Origin of the sequence: Roseateles puraquae (assembly GCF_002205845.1) — a bacterium.
Classification (GTDB): Bacteria; Pseudomonadota; Gammaproteobacteria; order Burkholderiales; family Burkholderiaceae_C; genus Pelomonas; species Pelomonas puraquae.
The window spans coordinates 36650-58632 of sequence record NZ_NISI01000004.1; the positions used below are offsets into that span (position 1 = coordinate 36650).

Consider the following 21983-nt stretch of genomic DNA (forward strand, 5'->3'; position numbering starts at 1 on the left):
GCAACTTCACCGCGCATCGCACGGACCCGGCGAGACCCTCGGACCGCCTCACAGACAAGCGCAGCCCCAAACGGAAAACGGGTCAGATACTTTCGTATCTGACCCGTTGATTTTCTTCTTATTGTTGGCGCGGCTGGCAGGATTCGAACCCACGACCCCTTGGTTCGTAGCCAAGTACTCTATCCAACTGAGCTACAGCCGCTGAAGCCTCACAGTATAGCCAGATTTTTTAGCCCTCAGCAAGAGTTTCGAGTTTTTTTCGAAAAAAGTTCGAAAGGGATGCTGGCGAGTCCGGCGCACGAAGCTCCCCGGCGTGTGACAACCTTCAAGGCAGGCGGGCCGCGGACTCGAAGCAGCGGGCGCGGCGCGCGTCGTCGCCTTCCTGTTCGGCCAGTGCCGCCAGGGCCAGCCAGCTGCGGCGGCGTGAGGCGTTGGGCATGCCGCTGTCCTCGGCCACCGTCTCCAGCATGAGGCGCGCCTTGCCCCACAACTGGCGCTCGGCGAGTGCATGGCCAAGGGCATAGGCCAACGCCCGCTCACGCGGGAAGCGGGTCTGTGCAGCCTCCAAGCGCTGCAGCCAGTCGGGGCCGCAGCCAGCCAGCACCGGGACCAGTGCCGTGGCGAGCGCAGCCCGGTCGTCAGCCTGCAGCTCGGCGAGGTTGTCGAAGAACGGGCGCAGCCAACCACGGCCATCGTCCGGTGCGCCGAGCTGCGCCGCGCACTGGGCCGCGCGCGAGGCCACCAGCGGATCACGGCGATCGGCGCCATCCAGCTGCTGCCAGGCGGCGCGCAACTGATCCACATCACGCGCGCCATCGAGCGCCTCAAAGGCCAGCGAGCGCAGCAGGCTCTGGGCAGCCGCCTTGGAGAAGGCCTGGTGCTTGGCCAGCAGGCGGGCCGTGCGCAGCGCCTCCAGTGGCTGGCGCGCGAGCCGCGAGGCTTGCAGCCGAAGCCGCAGGGCCTGCGTGCGGCGCGCGACGCCGGGCGCCAGCTCGCCCAGCACCGCCAGGGCCCGCGTTGCATCGCGGTCGTCCAGGGCCCATTCGGCGGCCAACAGGCGGGCGCCGTCTTCGTGCGCCCGGGTGCCACCGGCACGCTGGGCCAGGTCCAGCGCCTGGTTCAGTTGCTCGTCGCGATGGCGGCGGTCCTGCAGCCGGTGGGCGCTCGCCGCCGCCAGCAGGTGGGCAAGTGCCATGAAGGATTGATCAGCCGCCAGCTCAGGTGTGGCGGACTGGATGTTCAGCGCCTTCTGAGCCGCCTTTTGCGCCCGGCTGTAGCGCGCGCCGAACAGCTCCACCAGGGCCTCGCGCAGCGCGAGCTGCGCGTTGCGCTCGCGTTGGGCCAGGCGCCATTCACGGGCTCGCTTGGGCAGCGTGGTCAGCGCCTCGATGGCCTGGATGGCGGTGACCAGCGCAAAGCAGCTGGCCACGAGCAGCAGCAGAAACAGGTTCAGCGAGATGTCGACGCGCCAACCCGCCCAGTAGAAGCTGGCGAGGCCGTCGTTGGAGCCCAGGGTCAACGCGGCCACGACGGCCACGACGAAGAGCAGGACCAGCCAGATGACGAAACGCATGCTCGGCGCTCCTTCAGCGGCCGGCGGCCGCAGCCGTCAGTGCCGCCAGCGTGTCGTCCGGGCGCGGCACGCTGACTTGGCGGGCCTGGCCGGCCACCTGGCGCAACAGCTCCGTCACGCTGCTGACTTTGCGCGAGCGGGTATCGAAGTAGCGGCTGAGCATTTCCTGCGCGTCGCGCAGATCCGACTGCGCGGTATCGAACTGACGGCTCAGCAGCGCCAGACGCGCGTTGAGCAGCCGCAGCTTGAGGTTCTCGCGCAGGAAGAAGCTCTGGTCCGGCGAAATCAGGGCCGCCTCGGGATGCTCGATGCGTGTCACGCGCAACAAGGTGCGCGCTTCACTCCAGACCATGCCTGTCCAGCTGGACAACTGCTGGGTGGCCTGCCACCACCACAGCGAGAGCTTGCCGTCCGCCGCGGCGGCGGCTTGTTCGCGCTGCAGGCGCAGGGCCCGCTCGCGCTCCTTGACCGCGTCTGACCCGCGGTCATCGCGCGCCTTGACGCCCGGCTCGCTGACCGCCACCAAGGGCAGTTCATCCGCCATGCGCACGACCTCATCGAGCTTGATGGTGAGCGTGGAGACATCCACCACCGCCACCGCCTTGACCCGGTCCAGATCGCGGGCGACCGCCCGACGCACACCTTCCATGCGAGGCTGCTTGTAGCGCAGCAGACGCTCGTCCGCCTGCTTCAGCGTGGCCACCAGGGGCTCGGCACTGCCCGTGATCTGGGTCTGCTGCATCGCCACGCGAATGGCGGCTTCGATGTCACCGACCACGTTCTCGTCACGCGATCGAGACATGGACTGGATCAGCTCTTCCAGTTGCCCGCGCTGCAACGCGACCTCGGCCAGGCGCGCATCCAGCAGGGAGACTTTGGCGGCGGTATCCCGCACCAGATCGGCCGACTGCTTGGCCGCGAGCCTCGCTTCGGTCGCCTGGGCCTGGCTGGCCTCCTGGCGACGGACCAGCTCCTGCTCCAGCGATTGCTGGCGCGACAGGCTCTGCCAGGCCAGCACGATGCACAGCACCATGCCGGCGCCCATCAGGGCCAGCAGCCAGGGGAGCCAGTTGGGCAGCGCTGCAGCCGCAGCAGCGGCAGGAGGAACTGGGGCGACGGCAGGCTCGGCTGCAGCGACGACGACGGGGGGATTCAGCTCGGGCTCACTCACGGTGAGGGAGATTCTGTCAGAGCCGTTTCAGCGCCTGCGTCACCGCTTCGGGGGCCGGTCGCGCCAAAACCACAGGCGCAAAGCCCGCCGCCTCGGCCGCCTCGGCAATCCGGGGATGCGTGGCAATCGCGCGCTGCCGCGACAGCGGCACACCGTCCAGATGCCCCACGGCCTCCGCACTGCTGAACAGCCAGGCGTAGCGCGCCGGCTCGGCTTGCGCCGCCGCGAGCAGCGCCTGCGCCTGGGCGTCAAACGCCGGGCGACTGCGGTGGTAGACGGTCACGGGCTCGACCGTCGCGCCCGCCGCTGCCAGGCGATCAGCCAACCACTCACGCCCGCCGTCGCCGCGCAGCAGCAGCACACGGGCGCCCTGCCAGTCACGCCGCGGCGCGAGCTGCTCCCACAAATGCTCTGAATCGAGGCTTGCAGCGCCGACGGCGGGCTGGACGATCAAGGCGTCAGGCACGCCATGCTCGGCCAATGACTGGGCACTGCCGGGCCCGACGCAGGCCGCCAGCGTGCCCGTCGGCCAGGGGCGGCCGGCGGCGTGGGCGAAGAACTGCTCGACCGCATTGGGGCTCACGAAGACGGCCAGGTGCGCCGCACCCAGCGCTGCCCAGGCGGCCACCACAGGCGCGGGGTCGCGCGCCGGCAGGATCTCGATGAGGGGCAAGGCCACGGCCGGCACCCCGAGCGCCGACAGCTTCGCCAGCCAGGCCGCGCATTGCTGGCGGGGCCGCGTGACGATGAGCGTGGGCGTGGTCATCCCGGCAGGTAGGAGCCGGCGCCCAGCGCGCGCAGTCGCTCGGCCGCCTCCTGCCCCAGGGCGCGCGCCGACGGCGCGTCCATGACCGAGGCCGCCACGCTGGCGCGAAGCAGCGGCAGTGTGTGCTGCTCAGCGTGGCCAAGCGCCGCATCCAGGCAGAGCGTGCCGCCTTGCCAGCGGGCGTGCGCCGCGAGCGGCAGGCTGCAGCTGCCGCCCAGCGCGCGTGATACCGCCCGTTCGGCCTCACAGGCAAACCAGGTCGGCGTGTGGACGAGGCGGCCCAGCGCCTGGGCAAGGTCAGCATCATCCGCGCGGATCTCCAGGCCCAGGGCGCCCTGCCCTGCGCAAGGCAGTATCTGCTCGACCTCGAACACCGACCGCACCCGGTGCCCCAACCCCAATCGCTTGAGGCCGGCAGCTGCCAGCACGATGGCGTGGTAGCCGCCTTCGTCGAGCTTGCGCAGCCGCGTATCGAGATTGCCTCGCAGCGGCTCCACCCGCAGATCAGGCCGGATGCTGAGCAACTGAGTCACGCGTCGCAGGCTGGAGCTGCCCACGACGGCGCCCTGCGGCAACTCGGCCAGCGACGCAAAGTCGTTGGACACGAAGGCGTCGCGCGGGTCTTCACGTTCCAACACCGCAGCCAGCGTGAAGCCCTCGGGCAACTCCATCGGCACGTCCTTCAGCGAGTGCACGGCGAGTTGGGCACGGCCTTCCGCGAGCGCCGTCTCCAGCTCCTTGACGAACAGCCCCTTGCCGCCGACCTTGGAGAGCGTGCGGTCCAGGATCTGGTCGCCGCGGGTCGTCATCCCCAGCAACGAGGCCGTGATGCCGAGCTCGGCGCCCAGGCGGGCCTGCACATGTTCGGCCTGCCAGAGGGCGAGGCGGCTTTCGCGGGTGGCGATGGTGATGGCGGTCGTCATCGGGCCATTATCAAGGCGACATCGGGCCCGTCGGCGCGGCGGGCGTGCAGCGCCTGCAGTGCCTGCAATCCCTCAAGGCCTGCGGCGCTTGAAGAAGGCATTGACCGTGAGGCGGCCCGGATCCTGCAGGTAGGCGTCACGGTGAGCCCACTGGATGTCGCCGGTATGGAAGACGCCGCCGTCGTAGAAGACGGCCCGGTTCCAGCGCGCGGGCAGCCGGCCGATGACCTCGAAGTAGCGGTTGCTGGCTGTCATGTAGCCCGGCGCGATGCCGTAGCGCTCGGTGAATGCAGGGCCGTCCAGCGTGCCGGCATCGCGCAGGAACTGCGCCGTGTCAGCGTCCGACATCAGCGAGCGGAAGAACACCGTGCCGCCGAGCCGCGCGTCGCGGAACAGGTAGTGCACCGAGGCCACGATGGTCTCGTTGGCTTGCAAGCCCGAACCATCGCGGTGGCACAGGCGCTGGCGCGGGTCGAGCGTCGCCGGGTCCTGCATCACCCGCGAGAAGCGGCTGGACATGCCCAGCGGCTCGCCGGCACGCAGCGCCCCGCGCACCTGGGCCTCGAAGAACTCGGCCAGCTCACCTGCCATGGGCTCAGGCAGGTCAAGCCGCGGGCCAGGATAGGGGTGGCCGGGCACCGGCTTGAACCGTCCGGCACCCGCCTGGACCTGGGCCAGGGCCACCAGCGCGTCGGGGTCGCGCACGAAGTCGTCGACCACGAGCACGCGAGAGCCGTCGTCGAGGGTCAGGGTCTCGAAGACGGCCGCTGGGTTGATGTTGAGCCTGGGGCCACCCCGGGTGTCGGCGGCGGTGTTCATCCAGGGCGCGGGCGCCGGGCAGAAGTGGCTGATGAACTCGTGGTGCTTGGGGAGCTTCATCGTCGTGCGCGCCACCTCCTTTCGGATCGAGCCGAGGAAGTCACCCAGGCTGGCGTTGTCCATCTGCCGCGTGATCGGATGGTGGCTGCGCGGGGCAATGCCCTGCCCCATCATGACCTGCACCCAGGAGTTCTCCGCGAAGAGGTCGCCCGCGACCGGCGCAAAGCGGGCGGAGTCGCGGAAGAGCTGGATGCGGTGCTGCAGCGAGGCCGGGATCTCCATGTCACGGCACTGCCGCCAGAACTCGGAGTCGGCGCGCTGGGTGACGTGGTAGTGCAGGATGATGAAGTCGCGGATGTGCTCGATGGACTCACGCGCCTGGCGGTTGTATTCGTCGACGTCGCTCTGGCAGATCCCGTCCGCCGGGAACAGCTCCACGAGCCGCGTCAGGCCCTTCTGGATGAGGTGGATGCTGGTGGACTCCAGCGGCTCCAGGAAGCCGCTGGACAGGCCGATGGCCACGACATTGCGCTGCCAGACGAGTTCGCGCTGGCCCGGTGTGAACCGGATGACACGCGGATCACGCAACACGTCGCCCTGGACGTTGGCCAGCAGCGCGGCCTTGGCCTCGTCGTCGCTCACGTGGCGGCTGCTGAAGACGATGCCGTTGCCGACCCGGTGCTGAAGCGGGATGCGCCATTGCCAGCCCCAGGGGTGGGCGATGGAGCGTGTGTAGGGCACGGGCTCACCGACCGACGTCGTCTGCACCGCAAGTGCGCTGTCGCAGGGCAGCCATTGCGACCAGCTCTCGTAGCCCACGCCCAGCGTCTGCCCGATCAGCAGGCCGCGCATGCCCGTGCAGTCGATGAAGAGGTCGCCTTCCAGCAGGTGGCCGTTGTCCAGCAGCAGGCCGGTGATGTCACCACCCGCGGTCGCCTGCTGCACCTGGACGATCTTGCCTTCGAAACGCCGCACGCCCAGCGCCTCCGAGTAGCGGCGCAGGTACTGGCCGTAGAGCGTGGCGTCGAAGTGGTAGGCGTAGTTGATGCCGTTGTCGGGCAACAGCGCAAAGCGGTTGTCGAGCGCGGCGCGCAGCTCCAGGCAGTAGTCACCGTAGTCGCTGGCCAGGCCACGCTGACGGCCTTCGAGCCAGAAGTGGTGGAAGCCGGCCGTCCAGTGGCCCTTGCCGGTGCGGCCGAACGAGTGGAAGTAGTGCTGGCCGACGTCCCGCCAGTTCTCGAAGCTGATGCCAAGCTTGAACGTGGCCTGGGTGGCCTGGATGAACTCTTTCTCATCGAGGTCCAGCACCTCGTGCAGCAGGTGCAGCGTCGGAATGGTGGCCTCGCCGACGCCGACCGTGCCAATCTCGTCGGACTCGATCAGGCAGATGTCGAGTTGCTGGCCCAGGCATTTGGACAGGCCCGCGGCCACCATCCAGCCGGCGGTGCCTCCACCGGCAATGACGACACGTCGGACGGGCTTCGGAGCGGTTGGCATGGTCATGGGGCGGCGCCCTGTCGGCTATCGGTTGAGGCGGTTCAGCAGCATCGCGCGCAGTTGGCGCGCGCTGTGGTCGTTGATGGGGTCGAGGATGCCGCGGGCGCCGGGCGGGATGTGTGCGGCCGTCTCGCCGTTGGCATCGAACACGTAATGGTCGAACAGCGCACGCCAGGCGTTGCGCTGGGCCGGCGGCAGGTCGCGCAGCGTCAGCAACGCCATCATCAAGGTGTTCAGCGGCGTGTCCATGAAGGGCGGCGACTGGCGCCACCAGAAGTTCACCAGCCCGCTGACCGGGTCCAGCGACTCGACGCCATGCCACCACTGGCTGGGCAGGAAGAGCGCATCCCCCGGCTCCAGGTCAAACACCTGCGCATGCCGCAAGGCCTCGGCGTAACGGGGAAAGCGAGCCAGGTCGGGCCGGGCCTGGTCCACCAGGCTCACGGGCTGGCCGGCAGGCGTCAGGTCCAGCGGGCCGATGTAGAGGTTGGCCACCTGATCAGGCGGGAAGAGCGTGAAGCGGCGCCGGCCCGCCACCACGCAGGCGATGTTGTCGGGCAGATCGAAGTGGGTCGCCACCCGGATGCGGTTGCCAAGCCACAGGCTGACCAGCGGGTTGAAGCCAGCCAATGCGGGCAGGTCGTTGTGCTGGCGCAGCGCCGGACAGGCGCCGTCGATGGCGGTTGAACCCATGTAGACGGCGTCGGCGGAGCCCGCCAACAGCTCGTCGAGCACCGCGCCCAGCGTGTGGCCCTCGCGCGCGAAGTTGAAGCCGGAGAAATCGTCGTTGTAGAAGAAGCGGCCGCCGATGGCCGGCGAGCCTCGCCAGGTCATCAGCCGCTGCCCGGAGTCGAAGGCCCGCAGGTAGTCGCAGAAATCTGCGTCCGATCGCCTTGCGGCCTGCACCAGCGGCCAATGCACCACCAGGCCGGGCAGCAACACCGGCTGCGTGGACTGCAGCACGTCAGCAGGGATGGCCCCGAGTGCCTCGGCCTGCATCGCCTCAACCCCCGCGGGCGAGATGGCGCTGGATCAGCGAAGTGAAGTTGGAAAGCGAGGCCACGGCCATGTAGATGGGCATCAGATAGTCCGCCTGATGCAGCAGCGCCACGTGGTCTGCGCTCAAGCCGGCAAGCCGCTCCTCATGAATGATGTGAAAGCCGGTCAGTTGCCCGTGGGAGCCGTCGGGCCGCTCGACGTCCAGCACGAGGGGTTCCAGCAGTTCATGGCGGATCAAGGTCTGCACGAAGTCGGTCGTGGCCTGCAGCCCCTCATGCAGCGCACGCAGCACGGCATTCGCGTTCTCGGTGAAATCGGTCAGACCGCCATGCGGCAGAAACAGCGCCTCGCCCTCGGCGCCGCGGCTGACGCGCCGGCTGTCCGGGTCGATCATCATGCGCAGCTCGTCCTCGGCCACGCCGATGGCGAACGGGATGCGCTGCACCGACAGCGGCAGGTAGTCGGCGGCCCATCCCTTGCCGTCCAGGAACAGGTTCTCGCCCGCCTCAAGGCCGAAGAGCACGGTGGGCACGAAGCCGCCCTTGTCGTCGGGCTGGAAGACGATCGGGTAATGCGCCTGGAGCTTGCGGAATTCGTCAACCGTCGCGGGCGCGGACATGAAGTCGTCGCCCCACTGTGCGCCGCGCTGGGTGACGATGCGAAGGTCCTTGTGCTGGATGTTGTTGAGCAGTTGCAGCATGGGATGGGTCGGGGGTTCCGGCGTCGGCGGCAGGCCGGGCGCGCGAAAGCGGTTGGACGGGGTCGCGTTGCCGAGACAGGTCGGGTGATTCTGCCGTCAGGCAGTCACCCGAGGCGCTGATCAAGATCTCAGGAAACGACTTGGCCGAGGCGAGCGTCCAGCGCCTGCCCCGGCCAACAAGAGCGACGGTTGCAGCGCCTGCCCCGCGGGGCAGGCGCTGCGCGTCGCACTGAGCGCTCAGAACCGATATCGTGCGCCGATCAGGTAGCGGCGGCCAGTCTGCAGCGCGGAGACGAGTTGCTCCTTCGTGCGACCGTGCTGGCGGATGTAGCCGTCGTTCAGGTTCAGCAAGTCAGCCTGGAGGGTCAGGTTCTTGCCGATCTTGTAGCCGATGGAGGCATCCAGCTGCCCGTAGGGCTCGGTGTAGACCGGGTTGTTGCCGGCACCATCGGTGCGGGCGGCCAGGAATTCACCGCGCCAGTTGTAGGCGCCTCGGATAGACCAGGTCTCGTTCTCGAAGAAGCCCACCAGGTTGGCCGAATCGCTGATGCCCACCAGGCCCGACTGCGTACCCAGGCTCGTGTTGATGAACTTCAGGCCGCTCTTGACCGCGGTGTAGTTGCCCGAGACGCCGAAGCCGCTGTTGCCGAACATGTGCTGGAAGTTGAACTCCAAGCCCTTGATGTTGTCGCCGGCGCCATTGGCGTAGGACGTGATCTGGAACACCATCGGCTGGGCACCCGCCACGGCGCCCGTGATGTCGCCCTTGATGAAGCTCGGGTCGCTCGCGTCGGTGATCTTGACGCCGGTCTGGCCGTTGTAGTTGTTGAAGATGTAGTTGCGGATCGCCTTGGCCTTGTCCGGCGTGAGGCCGGACGCCAGCGCCGCCTGCCAATAGGTACCACTGGCCGGCTGGTTCAGGCCCGCCACGGTGGTGTTGACCACCGTCGTGCTGACGAAGTCGCTGATCTTCTTGTAGAAGGCGCCCACGGCGACATAGGACGACTTGGCGTAGTAGTACTCGGCCGAGAGGTCCAGGTTCTTGGACTTCAGCGGCTTCAGCGCCGGGTCACCCGTGGAGCCCGTGCCGCCGATGTTGTAGCGCGCGTTAGGGCTCAGCGAGACGCCACCCAGCATCTGATCCCAGCCCGGGCGACCGATGTTGACGCCGTAGCTCGCGCGGACCTTCACGTTGTCGGCCAGGTCGGCATCCCAGTCGATGCTCGGCAACCAGTAGGTGTACTTGCCGGACTTGCTGCCGAAGGTGCTCGTGCCGCCCGTCAGCTGCACCTCGTTCTCGGCATTCCAGACCGTGCCCGAGTAGGACGTGACCTGCGATGCGGAGTCGACCTTGGTGCTTTCATAGCGCAGGCCGACCGACACGTTCATCGGGATGGCCGTGTCGAAGGCGTGATCCCATTGACCGAAGGCCGACGTGGACTTTTCGGTGGTGCGCCAGTCGTTGCCGGTGCTGTAGTCCGGCAGCGCGCTGAAATAGGCCTCGGCGGCAGCCGCGGACAGCGGCACGTTGCCGGTGCTCGACGTGCCGTACTTCTGCGCATTGAGCACGGCCTGCGCGCGCAGGGCCTCGAAGTTGGGCACATAGAAGTTGGCGTACAGGCGCGGGTCGTCATGCCCCGGAATGCGGTTGAAGTAGCCGCCGAGGCTGGAGGTCGACACCGGCACGTTCTTGAACGAACCCTGCGGCCCGATACCGCCCCAGTCGCCATGGAAGTTGTTGGCGCTGGCGGCGCGGTTCTTCAGCTTGGTGAAGCCCAGGCCGGCGAGCAGCTTGTCGTCGGCGCCGAGCTTGTAGGTCGCGCGGGTCTGGAACTGGTCCACCGTCTGGTCGGCCAGGTTGCTGTTGAACTGCGAGCCCGTGACCGTGGTCTTGTTCGGGTCGTAGGTCATGCCCGGCGAGGACATGATCGGCAGCTTCTGGTCGTAGTAGCCCGTCGTGTTGCCCTGGTTGAACAGCGCCAGGTCCAGGATGGCGTAGGTGCCGTAGGGGCTGTCTGGCGAGGTCTTGGACTTGGACGAATGGGCGTCCAGCTCGAGACTCAGCGCGTCGCTGACCTTCCAGTTGGCATTCAGGCCCGTCGAGTTCAGCTTGGTCTTCTGCGCGAACTGGCCCTGGTTCATGCCGTAGTCGTGCGTGCCGTCCCAGATGGCCGTCTGGGTGATCGGCGTCGCGATGGGACCGGCTGTGAAGGTCGTGGCGGGCGAATTGCCCAGGGCGCCGGAGAAGCTGCCGCCGAACCAGGCGGAGTTCTCGGAGTTCAGCGCCTTGACCTTGTTGACGGCCATCGTGTGGTCGAGCGTGAACTTCAGGTCCTTGCTCGGGGCGAACTGCAACACCGCCTGACCGTTCAGGCGCTCGCGCTCCAGCCCGGTGAGCGAGTAGCGCATGTCGTTCGTGTAGGCGTAGATGCCGCTGGTCGGAGCGTTCTTGATGTTGCTCGCCGGGGCCACCGTGGTCAGCGGGCCGGTGCCGGCCGCCGACGCGTTCCAGCCGTTTTGCGTGTAGGCATTGTTGGAGCCGGAGCTGCGCTTGGAGTAGCTGCCGCTGATGGCGATGCCGACGGTCCGATCCGCGAAGGTGTCGCTGTAGATGCCCGAGATCTCGGGTGTCACCTTGCTGCCCTTGAGCTCCTCGGGCAGGCGGGAGACGGAGGCGTCGTAGTTCGCCTTGACGCCGATGCTGGCCACGCGCTCGCGCAGGTCCAGCGGGCGGGCCGTCTTGATGTTGATCGTGGCACCGATGCCGCCAGTGGGCGACTCGGCGCGGGCTGTCTTGTAGACCTCCAGCGCGGAGATCGAGTCGGACGAGAGGTTGGCGAAGTCGAAGGCGCGCGAGCCGCTGGCGCCGCCGTTGAGCTGGTTGATGGCGGACGTCGGCATCTGACGACCGTTCAGCAGCACCATGTTGAAGTCGGGGCCGACGCCGCGCACCGTCACGCGCGAGCCTTCGCCGCTGGCATTGCGGTCGATGGACACGCCGGCAATGCGCTGCATGGACTCGGCCAGGTTGGTGTCCGGGAACTTGCCGATGTCCTCCGCCACGATGCCGTCGACCAGGCCGCGGTTCTCGCGCTTGAGGCTGACAGCGCTGTCAAGCGACTTGCGAATACCGGTGACGACGACCTTTTCGAGCGACTGTGAAGCCGCATCCTGCTGCGCCTGCACCGCGGCAGCGCCGGTCAGCAGCGCCACCGATGAGGCCAGCGCGACGGGATTCATGCGGCGCGACTGCGAGGGCGCACGCCGGGTTTTCGGGGTCTGGGGGTGTTTCATTTGTCTCCTTGCTTGCTCTTGCGGCCCGTGGGCCGATTGCTGATGAATTCTTATGGGATCGAGCCGTCTTGATAACGCTGCTGATTCGTGCACTGGTAGCGATATCAGCCCGTATCAAAAAAAGAGCGCCCCGATAGCGGACCGACTGTATTGACCTGCTCCCGACTGCACTTCAGGGTTTACGCGAGCCGCTGTTGTGGTTTCGCGCCAAGCCAGCCGGATGCTGCCCCTCTTCACTCCCTGGCCTGCAGGCCCAGACCGTGCGGCGGCGCAGCATTGACCTCACCACCTTTGGTAGCGATCTCAATGCTTCAGCCGACACCCGCACTGGGTCGCCGGAGAGTCAAATTGACAACGCTGTCTACGATAGACGATTCAGGGGCCGGGTTCAATGCCCCGGCTGGCTGTGGTTTTCCCGAATCCCCAGGTGGACAGCGCCGTCCAAGCCCTCGACGCGGCACCGGCCCGGCCGTGTTCTACGCGAGATCGAGCCGGTAGCCCACCCCATAGACCGAAGTGATGCGCGCTGCGTCTTCGGGCAGCGCGGCGAGCTTGCGGCGGATGTTCTTGATGTGGCTGTCGACCGCGCGGTCCGACACGTCACGGAAGTCCTCGTGGATGAGATCCAGCAACTGCCCACGCTCAAACACGCGGCCCGGCTGCTGCAGCAACTGGCGCAGCAGCCGGAACTCCACCGGCGTCAGCGCCAAGGCGTGATCACGCCAGACGACCCGCTGCCCGGCCTCATCGACCCCAAAGCCGCCGCCGACCTGCACCAACGACACCGGCGCGAGCCGCCCTTGCGCGCGCCGCAGCAGTGCCTTGACCCGGGCCACCAGTTCGCGCGGGCTGAAGGGCTTGCAGACGTAGTCATCGGCACCGAGCTCCAGCCCAAGCAGCCGGTCCAGCTCTTCCACCCGGGCGCTGTTGATCAGGATGGGCACGTCGCTGAAGACACGGACCGCGCGACACACCTCCAGGCCATCGAGCCCCGGCAGCATCACATCCAGCAGCACGGCCGCCGGCATCGGCCCGGTCCTCAAGCGTTCGAGCGCCTGGCGGCCATCGGCCAGCCATTCGGTGCGAAAACCCGAGGCATGCAGATAGTCCTGCACCAGGGCGGCCAGCTTGGGTTCGTCTTCGACCACGAGGATGAGATCGGTCATGAGGGCCTCACCGGCAACGTCAACACCACCGCCAACCCGCCTAGTGCGGCCGGCTCGGCCCGCAGTTGCCCGCCATGGGCCTGGGCAATCGCGCGGGCGATGGCCAAGCCCAGGCCTGAGCCGCCAAAGGCCCGGCTGCGCGACGGGTCCACGCGGTAGAGCGGGTCGAACAGGCGCTCCAGGTCGGCGGCCGGCACGCCCGGCGGCGTGTCCTCCAGCCGCACCTCGACGGCCGGCCCGACAGCGCGCGCCGACAGCTTCACCCGGCCTGGTGCGTGGGTGTAGCGCAGGCTGTTCTCCAGCAGGTTCGCCAGCAGTTGCGATATCCGCCCGGCATCCCAGCGCGCGGCGGGCAACACGGCAGGCACCGCCGACTCCACCGCAAGGCCCAGCGCCTTGGCCCGCGGCAGCACCCGCTCCACGGCCGCCTGCAGCAAGGCTGCGGGCGCCACCTCGTCGAAGTCGCACGGCAGGGCCCGCAGCTCTGAAGTGGCCAGCAGATGGAAGTCCTCCACCAGGCGGGACAGCCGCTTGACCTCGTCCTGCAGCGACACGACCGCAGCCTTGTCCAGCGGCCGGATGCCATCGACCAAGGCCTCCACCTCACCACGCAGCACGGCCAGTGGGGTGCGCAGCTCGTGAGAAAGCTCGGCGATCCAGCGCTGCCGGCTCGACTCCAGACGCGACAACGAGGCCGCCATCGCGTTGATGTCGCCGTGCAAGCCAGCGATCTCGCTGGCCCCCGCCCCGTCGCGCGGCGTGGGCAGACGCACCTCGAACTCGCCCGCAGCGATCCGCCGGGCCGCCTCCTGCGCCTGCGCCAGCGGCCGGGCCCAGCGCACCGCCACCCGCCACGCCAGCAACAAGGCCACCAGCAGCACACCGCCTCCCACCAGGGCCAGACCCACATACTGGCGGCGCAAGAAGCTGGCATCGACACCCTCGACCGGGCCCGCCCGGTCGGCCAGGCGCAGCAGCACCACCGTCTGCCCGCTCACCTTGACCGCACGCACCTGCCCGGGTCGGTTGACCATCTCCCGTCGACCGGCCAGCGGCGTCTGGCCATCAGCGCTCAGCACCACCACCCGGGGGCCGAAATTGGCAGGGTCACGCCGCCCGGGTGGGTCTCGCCGCACCTCTGGCGGCGGCCGGCGGTCGGCACCGGCCTCGCGGGGCGGTGGCGGCTCTGCCTCCGGCAGCGGCTCAGCGGGCCCACCCCGGCCGGACGACACACGCGCCGCGTCGAGCCAGTCGCGCAGCACCGGCCGCCAGTCGGTCGGCATCACGCTGCGCCGCGACAGGTCGCGCTCCGCCGCCTCCATCAGGCGCGTCAGGTGCTCGCCGTCCTGCACCTGCAGGTAGTCCGAGAAGCCGGCCCGCAGGTTCCACACCACGAGGCCGGCCACGGCTGCGACCGACGCCAACGCGGTGGCCACCAGCAGCAAAGACAGTTGATGCACGAGACGCATCCGCACATCTTGCCCGGCAACTGTGGAGCCGCCCTCCACAGTTTCTCCATGCTGGCCGCCAGCTCGGCCCGCAATCTGGCGACGCCACAACAACACGGAGATCGCCATGCCCACCCGACTGCGCCCCGCCTGGTTCATCGCCCTGCTGATCGCGGGCCTCAGCGGCTGCGGCGGCGGAAGCACCACCGTCGACGCCTCAACACAAAGCCAGGACGCCACGACCAATGCCGAGGCGGTTCGCACGCCTCGCACACCGGCCCCCACACCCGTCCCCGTGCCCACGCTGGCCGACGTCGGCAACCGCCTCTTCAACGAGGTCAGCCTGTCCGCCAGCGGCAAGCTCGCCTGCGCCACCTGCCACGTGGAGACCCGTGGCCATGCCGACGCCGCAGGCTTCCTGCCGCTGGGCGGTGCCGATGGCACGCACCAGGGCCTGCGCAGCACCCCGAGTGCGCGCTATCTCGACCAGGCCGGCGCCTTCGGCTTCGACGCCCAGGGCCGCCCGCGCGGCGGCCTGTTCTGGGACGGCCGGGCCAACACCCGCCAGCAACAGGCCCGCGGCCCGCTCTTCAATGCCGACGAGATGGCCAACACCGACGTCGCCGCCCTGGCGACGCGGCTGCGCGCCCTGCCCTATGCGGGCGACCTGCGCGCTGCCGCCGCCCTGCCCGCGGCCGCCACCGACGACCAGCTCGTCGACGCCGCCGTCAACGCCCTCGCCCGCTTCCAGGCGGAGGACACGCGATTCCACCCGTTCACGAGCAAGTTCGACGCCGTGCAGGACGGCCGCACCACGTTCACCGCACAGGAGCAGCGTGGCCTGGCCGCCTTCAACGACCCGCAGCGCGGCAATTGCGCCAGCTGCCACGACAGCCGCCCCGCGCCCGGCATCGGCCGCGCCCTCTTCACCAACTTCAGCTATCACGCCCTCGGCGTGCCTCGCAATCGAAGCCAGGCGACGGCTGACCCATCGTTCTTCGACCTGGGGCTGTGCGGCCCGCAGCGCAGCGACCTCGCCGGCCGCAATGACCTGTGTGGGATGTTCCGCACACCCAGCCTGCGCAACGTGGCGTTGACCGCGCCGTACTTTCACAACGCGAGCTTCGCCACGCTCGAAGACGTCGTGACCTTCTACGCGACGCGAGACCTCGATCCCGCGCGCTGGTACCCCACCGTGAACGGCCAGGTCCAGCTCTACAACGACCTGCCCGCTGGCCTGCGCACCAACGTGCAGCGAGGCGCACCGTTCCGGCGCGCCGGGCAGCCGCCGGCCATCACGCCCCAGGATGCGGCCGACATCGTGGCCTTCCTGCGGACGCTGACCGACGGCTTCGCCCTGCCTGCCGGCACGCAGTGAGAGGGCCCATGCCGGAGAGGAAACTGCTAGAGTCTCGCGGAGGTAACTTCGTTACTTCTCCTATAGCAACTCCTCCTCCGGAAGCTCCGCCATGCCTCCTCGCGCTGCCCCCGCCCGCCAAGACATCGACAAGAAGGTCGACAAGAACGAGCCCCTGGTGGCCGACATCCGGCTGCTCGGTCGCATCCTGGGCGACGTCATCCGCGAACAGGAGGGGCGCGAGGCCTACGAGCTGGTGGAGCGCATCCGCCAGCTGTCGGTGGCTTACCGCCACAAGCACGACAAGGAGGCCGGCAAGCGCTTCGACAAGCTGCTCAAGAGCCTGTCTGGCGAGCAGGCAGTCAGCGTGATCCGGGCCTTCAGCTACTTCTCGCACCTGGCCAACATCGCCGAAGACCGCCACCACATCCGCCGCCGCGACATCCATGAGCGCGCCGGCAGCCTGCAGCCCGGCTCACTCGCCTACTGCCTGGAGCACCTGCACGAAGCAGGCGTGCGGCCGACCGAGATCGCCGAGGTGCTCAAGCGCGGCTTCATCTCGCCGGTGCTGACCGCCCACCCGACCGAGGTGCAGCGCAAGAGCATCCTGGACGCCGAGCGCGCCGTCGCCGCCCTGCTGGAGGCACGCGACCGCGCGGCCACCGAACGGGAGCTGCGCGAGGTCGAGGGCCTGCTGCGCGCCCGCATCACCCAGCTCTGGCAGACGCGCATGCTGCGCTACTCCAAGCTGACGGTGGCCGACGAGATCGAGAACGCGCTCTCCTACTACCAGTCGACCTTCCTGCGCCAGATTCCCAAGCTCTACGCGGAGCTGGAAGAACACCTGCCCGGCCATGCCCTGCCCAACTTCCTGCGCATGGGCCACTGGATTGGCGGTGACCGCGACGGCAACCCCAACGTCGGCGCGGCCACACTCAAGCGCGCCATGCAGCGCCAGAGTGAAGTGGCCCTGCGCCACTACCTCACCGAGTTGCATGAACTGGGGGCCGAGCTGTCCATCTCGCTGCGCCTGACCGGCGTGTCGCCCGAGATGCAACTGCTGGCCGAGCGCAGCCCCGACCAGAACGCCCACCGGCTGGACGAACCCTATCGCCGCGCGCTGACCGGCATGTACGCCCGTCTGGCTGCCACGCTGCACGAGCTGACCGGCACCGAAGCCCTTCGCCATGCCGTCGCGCCGCAAGACCCGTATCGAAGCCCTGACGAGTTGCTGGCCGACCTGCGCACCATCGAGGCTTCCCTCAAGAGTCACCACGCCGAGGCCCTCATCGCCCCGCGCCTGGCGCCGCTGATCCGTGCGGTGCAGGTGTTCGGCTTTCACCTCGCCACGCTCGACCTGCGCCAGAGCAGCGACCAGCACGAACTCGTCGTCGCCGAACTGCTGGCCACCGCCCGCATCGAGGGCGACTACTCGGCGCTGGACGAAGCCACCAAGCGCGCGCTGCTGCTGCGCCTCCTCAACGACGCCCGCCCGCTGCGCGTCATCGGTGCCACGTACACCGAGAAGACCCAGTTCGAGCTCGCCACCTTCGAGACCGCCCGCGAGGCGCTCAACCGCTTCGGCCGCGAGGCGCTGCGCCACTACATCATTTCGCACACCGAATCGGTCAGCGACCTGCTGGAAGTGGCCCTGCTGCTGAAGGAAACCGGCCTGCTGCGCGGCGTGCTGTCGGAGTACGCCACCAGCGACCTGATCATCGTGCCGCTGTTCGAGACCATCGGCGACCTGCGCATCGCGCCGGACATCATGCGGGAGTTCTACGCCCTGCCCGGCATCCGCGGCATGGTGGACCGCTCCGGCGGCGAGCAGGACATCATGCTTGGCTACTCCGACAGCAACAAGGACGGCGGCATGTTCACGTCGTCGTGGGAGCTGTACCGCGCCGAGATCGCGCTGGTGGAGCTCTTCGACGAACTGCGCCGCGTCGGACCGCTGACGCTGCGCCTCTTCCACGGCCGTGGCGGCACCGTCGGCCGCGGCGGTGGCCCGAGCTACCAGGCCATCCTGGCGCAGCCCCCGGGCACCGTGAACGGCCAGATCCGCCTGACCGAGCAAGGCGAGGTGATCGCCTCGAAGTACGCCCACCCCGAGATCGGCCGGCGCAACCTCGAAACCCTGGTTGCCGCCACGCTGGAAGCCACACTGCTGCACCCCACGCAGAGCGCGCCCAAGAGCTTCCTGCAGGCCGCCCAGGCACTGTCGGACGCCAGCTTCGCGGCCTACCGCGGCCTGGTCTACGGCACGCCGGGGTTTGCCGACTACTTCTTCGCCAGCACGCCCATCCGCGAGATCGCCGAGCTGAACATCGGCTCGCGTCCGGCCTCGCGCAAGGCCACGCGCGCCATTGAAGACCTGCGCGCCATTCCCTGGGGCTTCTCCTGGGGTCAGGCCCGCGTGGCCCTGCCCGGCTGGTGCGGCTTTGGCTCCGGTGTCGAAGCCTTCCTGGGTGAGGAGCCCACGCAGCGCGCCAAGAACCTCGCCCTGCTCAAGCGCATGCTCAAGGGCTGGCCGTTCTTCCGGGCGGTGCTGTCCAATCTCGACATGGTGCTGGCCAAGGCGGACCTCGCCCTGGCCGAACGCTACGTGGAACTGGTGGAGGACAAGAAGCTCGGCAAGCGCATCTTCACGGCCATCAAGGCCGAGTTCGAGCGCACCCAGGCGGCGCTGAATCTCATCACCGGCGACGACAAGCGCCTGGCGGCCAACCCGTCGCTGGCCCGCTCCATCGAGCACCGCTTCCCCTACATCGACCCGCTGAACCATCTGCAGGTGGAGCTGATGCGCCGTTACCGCCGCACCCAGGCCGACGACCCGGCGATGGAGCGGGTGCAGCGCGGCATCCATCTGTCCATCAACGGCATCGCGGCCGGCCTGCGCAACACCGGTTGAGCGTCCCGCCCCGGGTATTGCCTGTCACCTGCAGACGGGTCGCACCGGGGCTGTCGGCCTGACTAAACTCGCGCCGCAGATGAACGCGGCGGACGACACCGAAGACCTCACCCAACTGTTGCAGGCCTGGAAAGGCGGCAGCAGCGATGCCTTCGACCGTCTGGTTCGCACCCTGCACCGCGACCTGCTGCGCATGGCCGCCTCGCGGCTGCGCGCAGCCAACGATGCGTCCCTGAGCCGCGGGGACGTGGTGAGCGAGGCGCTGCTGCGCCTGATGGCCACGCCGCAACAGGACTGGCAAAGCCGGGCCCACTTCTTCGGCACGGTGTCGCTGACGATGCGCAGCGTGCTGTGCGACCACGCGCGCGCCCGGCTGCGCGACAAGCGCGGCGGAGGCGCCCTGAAGCTCACGCTCAGCGGCCTGTCGGTGGGCGAGGAGTCCATGGCGGCCGATGTGCTGACGCTGGACCGGCTGCTGCTGCAACTCGAAGCCATCGACCCGCGCGCCATGCAGGTGCTGCAAATGACCTACTTCACCAGCCTGAGCCGCGACGACATCGCCGAGGTGATGGAGGTGTCCACCCGCACCATCGACCGCGAGCTGCGCTTCGGCCGTGCCTGGCTCGCCGAACAGCTCGGCCGCGAGCTGGAAGCCTGATGACGAGCACCGGCGCCGACACCGCCAGTGAGCACGCGCGGGTCAAGGCGCTGTTCAACGAGGTCTGCGACATCAGCGACCCCGCCGAGCAGCGGGCACGCCTGCAGGCCGCAGAGCCGGACGAGGCGCTGCGGCAGCGCGTCTGGGCCATGCTCGAAGCCGACCGGGCCGAAGCCACCGGCTTCTCGGCGCCGCTGGCTGCGCTGAAGGCGGCCGCGCTGGAGTCTGCAGCGCCGGAGCTCAAGGCCGGCGACCGGCTCGGCGCCTGGACGCTCTCCGAAGAACTCGGGCACGGCGGGATGGGGCGCGTATACCTCGCTGAACGCAGCGACGGCCACTACCGGCAGCGGGCCGCCATCAAGCTGCTGCTGGGTTGGTCCACGCCCGACGCACTGGCACAGCTGGCGCGTGAACGGCAGATTCTCGCGTCGCTGAACCATCCGCACATCGCCCGGCTGATCGACGGCGGCACCACGCCACGGGGCCGCCCCTACCTCGTGATGGAGTACGTCGATGGCGAGCGCATCGACCGCTACTGCGACGCGCAGGGCCTGGGACTGGACGCCCGGCTGGCACTGTTCGAGCAGGTCTGCACCGCGGTCGCGCATGCCCACCGGCAGCTCATCGTGCATTGCGACATCAAGCCCGGCAATGTACTGGTGGGCAGCGATGGTCGGGCCATGCTGCTGGACTTCGGCATCGCCCACCTTGACGGCCAGGACGGCGAGCTTGCAGGCGGCACGAGCGCCGGCCTCACCCCCCGCTACGCCAGCCCCGAGCAGCAAGCCGGCGAAGCGGCCACACCGGCTTCCGACATCTACAGCCTCGGCCGCCTGCTGGAGGAACTGCTCAAGCCCTTGAACCCGCGGCCGCGCCGGCACGAACTCCACGCGATCGTCGCGCATGCCACGCAAGCCCAGCCCGCGGACCGCTACCTTGACGTCAGCGGCCTGCTGGCCGACCTGCGGCGCTTCCGCGCCCACCTGCCCCTGGCGGCGCTGCCACGCCGTACAGGCTATGTGGCCACCAAGTGGCTGCGCCGGCGCTGGCCCTGGGTGCTGGTGGGCAGCGCTGTGGCTGCGGGCAGCACCGCCTTCACCTTCAGCCTGATCGCCCAGCGCGACCGCGCCGAGGCCGAAGCGCGCACCACGCGTGAGGTCAGCCGCTTCATGATCTCGCTCTTCCAGGGTGCCGACCCGGCCACAGGCACCCGCCATGACGTGACCGCCCGCGAGCTGATCGACAAGGGCCGGGCCAAACTCGCCGACTCGCTGAAAGACCAGCCCGCACAACGGGCCCGGCTGCAGGCCGTGCTCGGCGAGGTCTACGAAAAACTGGGCCAGATGCAGCAGGCCGCCGAGATGTTTGAGCAGGGCCTGAAGAATCCTGACCTCGCCCCCGACGAGGAAGAGCGGCTGCAGGCCAACCTGGCCCTGGCCTATGCCAACACCGGCCGACCCGAGGCCGCCATCGCGCCGGCACGGCGCGCCCTGGCGCTCTCGCTGCAGGGGCGACCGCCCGACATCGGCCGCATCGCCAATGCGGAGAACCGCCTGGGCATCAGCCTGACCAACCTGGGCCAGGTGAGCGAAGCGCGCCGCTTGCTGGCATCGTCCCTGGAGCGGCGAACGGCGACCGAGGGCGAGCTCAGCCTCAACGTCGCGCAGGTCATGCACAACCTCGCTCGCGCCTACTGGCGAGCCGGAGACATCGGCGCCGCCGAGCGCGCGTTCCGCCGCTCGCTGGACATCAAGCGCGAGATCAAGTCGGGCGATGAATCCGTCCTCACCTCGCAGCGCCAGCTGGCTCGTCTGCTGGTCGAGCAAGGTCGGTTCGACGAGGGCCTCCAACTGGCACGCGAGGTGCTGGCCTCGTACGAGCGGATCTACGGGCCGCGCAGTGCCTTCCTGCCCGAGATGCGGGGCGAGCTGGGCACCCTGCTGCTGGACGCGGGCCAAGTGCAGGAAGCCCGGCCGCTGATGGAGGCTGCGCTGCGCGACCAGCTGGACCGGGCCGGCGGCCAGGTCACGATGCCACTGGCCACCGCCAAGCTGCAAATCGGCCGCCTGTGGCTGGCGCAGGACGATCCACGGGCCGGCCCCTGGCTCAGGTCCACGCTGGCTGAGCGAATCAAGCTCCACGGCCGAGTGCAGGCCACCGGCACGCAACTGACCCGCACGGCCTATGTGCGCTGGCTGCAACGCCAGGGCCGCTTTGCCGAAGCCGCGGCCGAGCTGAGCCTGCTGTGGGAGGAGCGCAAGCCGCGCGAAGCCACGGACACCGACCGCCTCACGGCCCAGCTGCTACGGGCAGAGAACGCGCAAGCCCTGGGCCAGTGGGCCGACGCGGCACGACTGCTGGAGGAGGTGGGCGCAGCCGAGCAGGCTCTGTACGGCGCCAACCGTGCCCATTGGCTGCAGCTGCGCGCCGCTCAAGCCATGGGCGAACAACGGCCTGCCGACGCCCTGCCCTTGAACGACGCTGCCTGGGCGGCCACCACAGCCATCCTGCCTGCCGGCCACCCAGGCCGCATCGCCCCCGGCCTGCGCCGGCACGCCCTGCTGCTGCAGGCAGGTGACCGCGCCCGGGCGGAGGCTTTGCTGGCCGAACTGGCGCCGGCGGCGGCGGCCTTGTCGCCGGAGTCCGTGTTGCGCCGGCGGTACGAGCAGCTGAAACCGCGCAAGTAGCAGGCCGCCGCCGC

Annotated in this window: 14 protein-coding genes and 1 tRNA gene; 4 read left to right on the plus strand and 11 right to left on the minus strand. The window is 69.0% G+C overall.

What is annotated here, in order from left to right:
* Window positions 1–125: 125 nt before the first annotated feature.
* The 11 genes from CDO81_RS11645 to CDO81_RS11695 all read right to left on the minus strand — a co-directional run bounded on the left by CDO81_RS11645 (window position 126) and on the right by CDO81_RS11695 (window position 14368).
* Window positions 126–202 (minus strand) — tRNA-Arg (locus tag CDO81_RS11645).
* A gap of 123 nt (window positions 203–325) precedes the next feature.
* Window positions 326–1573, minus strand: coding sequence for a heme biosynthesis HemY N-terminal domain-containing protein (locus CDO81_RS11650; protein ID WP_088483391.1), 1248 nt, complete (start codon window positions 1571–1573; stop codon window positions 326–328).
* 13 nt (window positions 1574–1586) lie between these two features.
* Entirely contained in the window at window positions 1587–2744 is a 1158-nt protein-coding gene (locus CDO81_RS11655) for a uroporphyrinogen-III C-methyltransferase (protein WP_241516963.1), read from the minus strand.
* A 16-nt stretch (window positions 2745–2760) separates the two neighbouring features.
* Entirely contained in the window at window positions 2761–3510 is a 750-nt protein-coding gene (locus CDO81_RS11660) for a uroporphyrinogen-III synthase (protein ID WP_088483392.1), read from the minus strand.
* Window positions 3507–4433: a hydroxymethylbilane synthase gene (gene hemC / locus CDO81_RS11665; RefSeq protein ID WP_088483393.1), complete on the minus strand. Its 927-nt coding sequence runs from the start codon at window positions 4431–4433 to the stop codon at window positions 3507–3509. Before hemC ends, CDO81_RS11660 begins: the two co-directional genes overlap by 4 nt.
* Before the next feature lie 72 nt (window positions 4434–4505).
* Complete coding sequence (locus CDO81_RS11670; protein ID WP_206602098.1) at window positions 4506–6749, minus strand: DUF6445 family protein; 2244 nt, start codon at window positions 6747–6749, stop codon at window positions 4506–4508.
* A gap of 24 nt (window positions 6750–6773) precedes the next feature.
* Window positions 6774–7712, minus strand: coding sequence for a cupin-like domain-containing protein (locus tag CDO81_RS11675; protein WP_241516964.1), 939 nt, complete (start codon window positions 7710–7712; stop codon window positions 6774–6776).
* A 40-nt stretch (window positions 7713–7752) separates the two neighbouring features.
* Entirely contained in the window at window positions 7753–8448 is a 696-nt protein-coding gene (locus CDO81_RS11680; protein ID WP_088483396.1) for a SapC family protein, read from the minus strand.
* 237 nt (window positions 8449–8685) lie between these two features.
* Entirely contained in the window at window positions 8686–11742 is a 3057-nt protein-coding gene (locus CDO81_RS11685) for a TonB-dependent receptor (protein ID WP_088483397.1), read from the minus strand.
* Between the two features lie 476 nt (window positions 11743–12218).
* Window positions 12219–12908 (minus strand): response regulator, encoded by a 690-nt coding sequence (locus tag CDO81_RS11690; protein ID WP_088483398.1) that lies wholly within the window; start codon window positions 12906–12908, stop codon window positions 12219–12221.
* The gene (locus CDO81_RS11695; RefSeq protein WP_158218250.1) at window positions 12905–14368 is read right to left on the minus strand and encodes an ATP-binding protein; all 1464 of its coding nucleotides are present in this window, start codon (window positions 14366–14368) and stop codon (window positions 12905–12907) included. The genes CDO81_RS11690 and CDO81_RS11695 overlap by 4 nt, the downstream gene beginning before the upstream one ends.
* 115 nt (window positions 14369–14483) lie before the next feature.
* Here CDO81_RS11695 and CDO81_RS11700 point away from each other — a divergent pair, with 115 nt between their 5' ends.
* The 4 genes from CDO81_RS11700 (at window position 14484) to CDO81_RS11715 (ending at window position 21969) form a co-directional block, all read left to right on the plus strand.
* Complete coding sequence (locus CDO81_RS11700) at window positions 14484–15734, plus strand: cytochrome-c peroxidase (RefSeq protein ID WP_088483565.1); 1251 nt, start codon at window positions 14484–14486, stop codon at window positions 15732–15734.
* A gap of 91 nt (window positions 15735–15825) precedes the next feature.
* On the plus strand, window positions 15826–18624 hold the full coding sequence (ppc, locus tag CDO81_RS11705) for a phosphoenolpyruvate carboxylase (RefSeq protein ID WP_088483400.1): 2799 nt from the start codon (window positions 15826–15828) through the stop codon (window positions 18622–18624).
* 79 nt (window positions 18625–18703) lie between these two features.
* The gene (locus CDO81_RS11710) at window positions 18704–19282 is read left to right on the plus strand and encodes an ECF-type sigma factor (RefSeq protein ID WP_088483401.1); all 579 of its coding nucleotides are present in this window, start codon (window positions 18704–18706) and stop codon (window positions 19280–19282) included.
* Window positions 19282–21969 (plus strand): serine/threonine-protein kinase, encoded by a 2688-nt coding sequence (locus CDO81_RS11715; RefSeq protein ID WP_088483402.1) that lies wholly within the window; start codon window positions 19282–19284, stop codon window positions 21967–21969. Before CDO81_RS11710 ends, CDO81_RS11715 begins: the two co-directional genes overlap by 1 nt.
* Window positions 21970–21983: the final 14 nt, after the last annotated feature.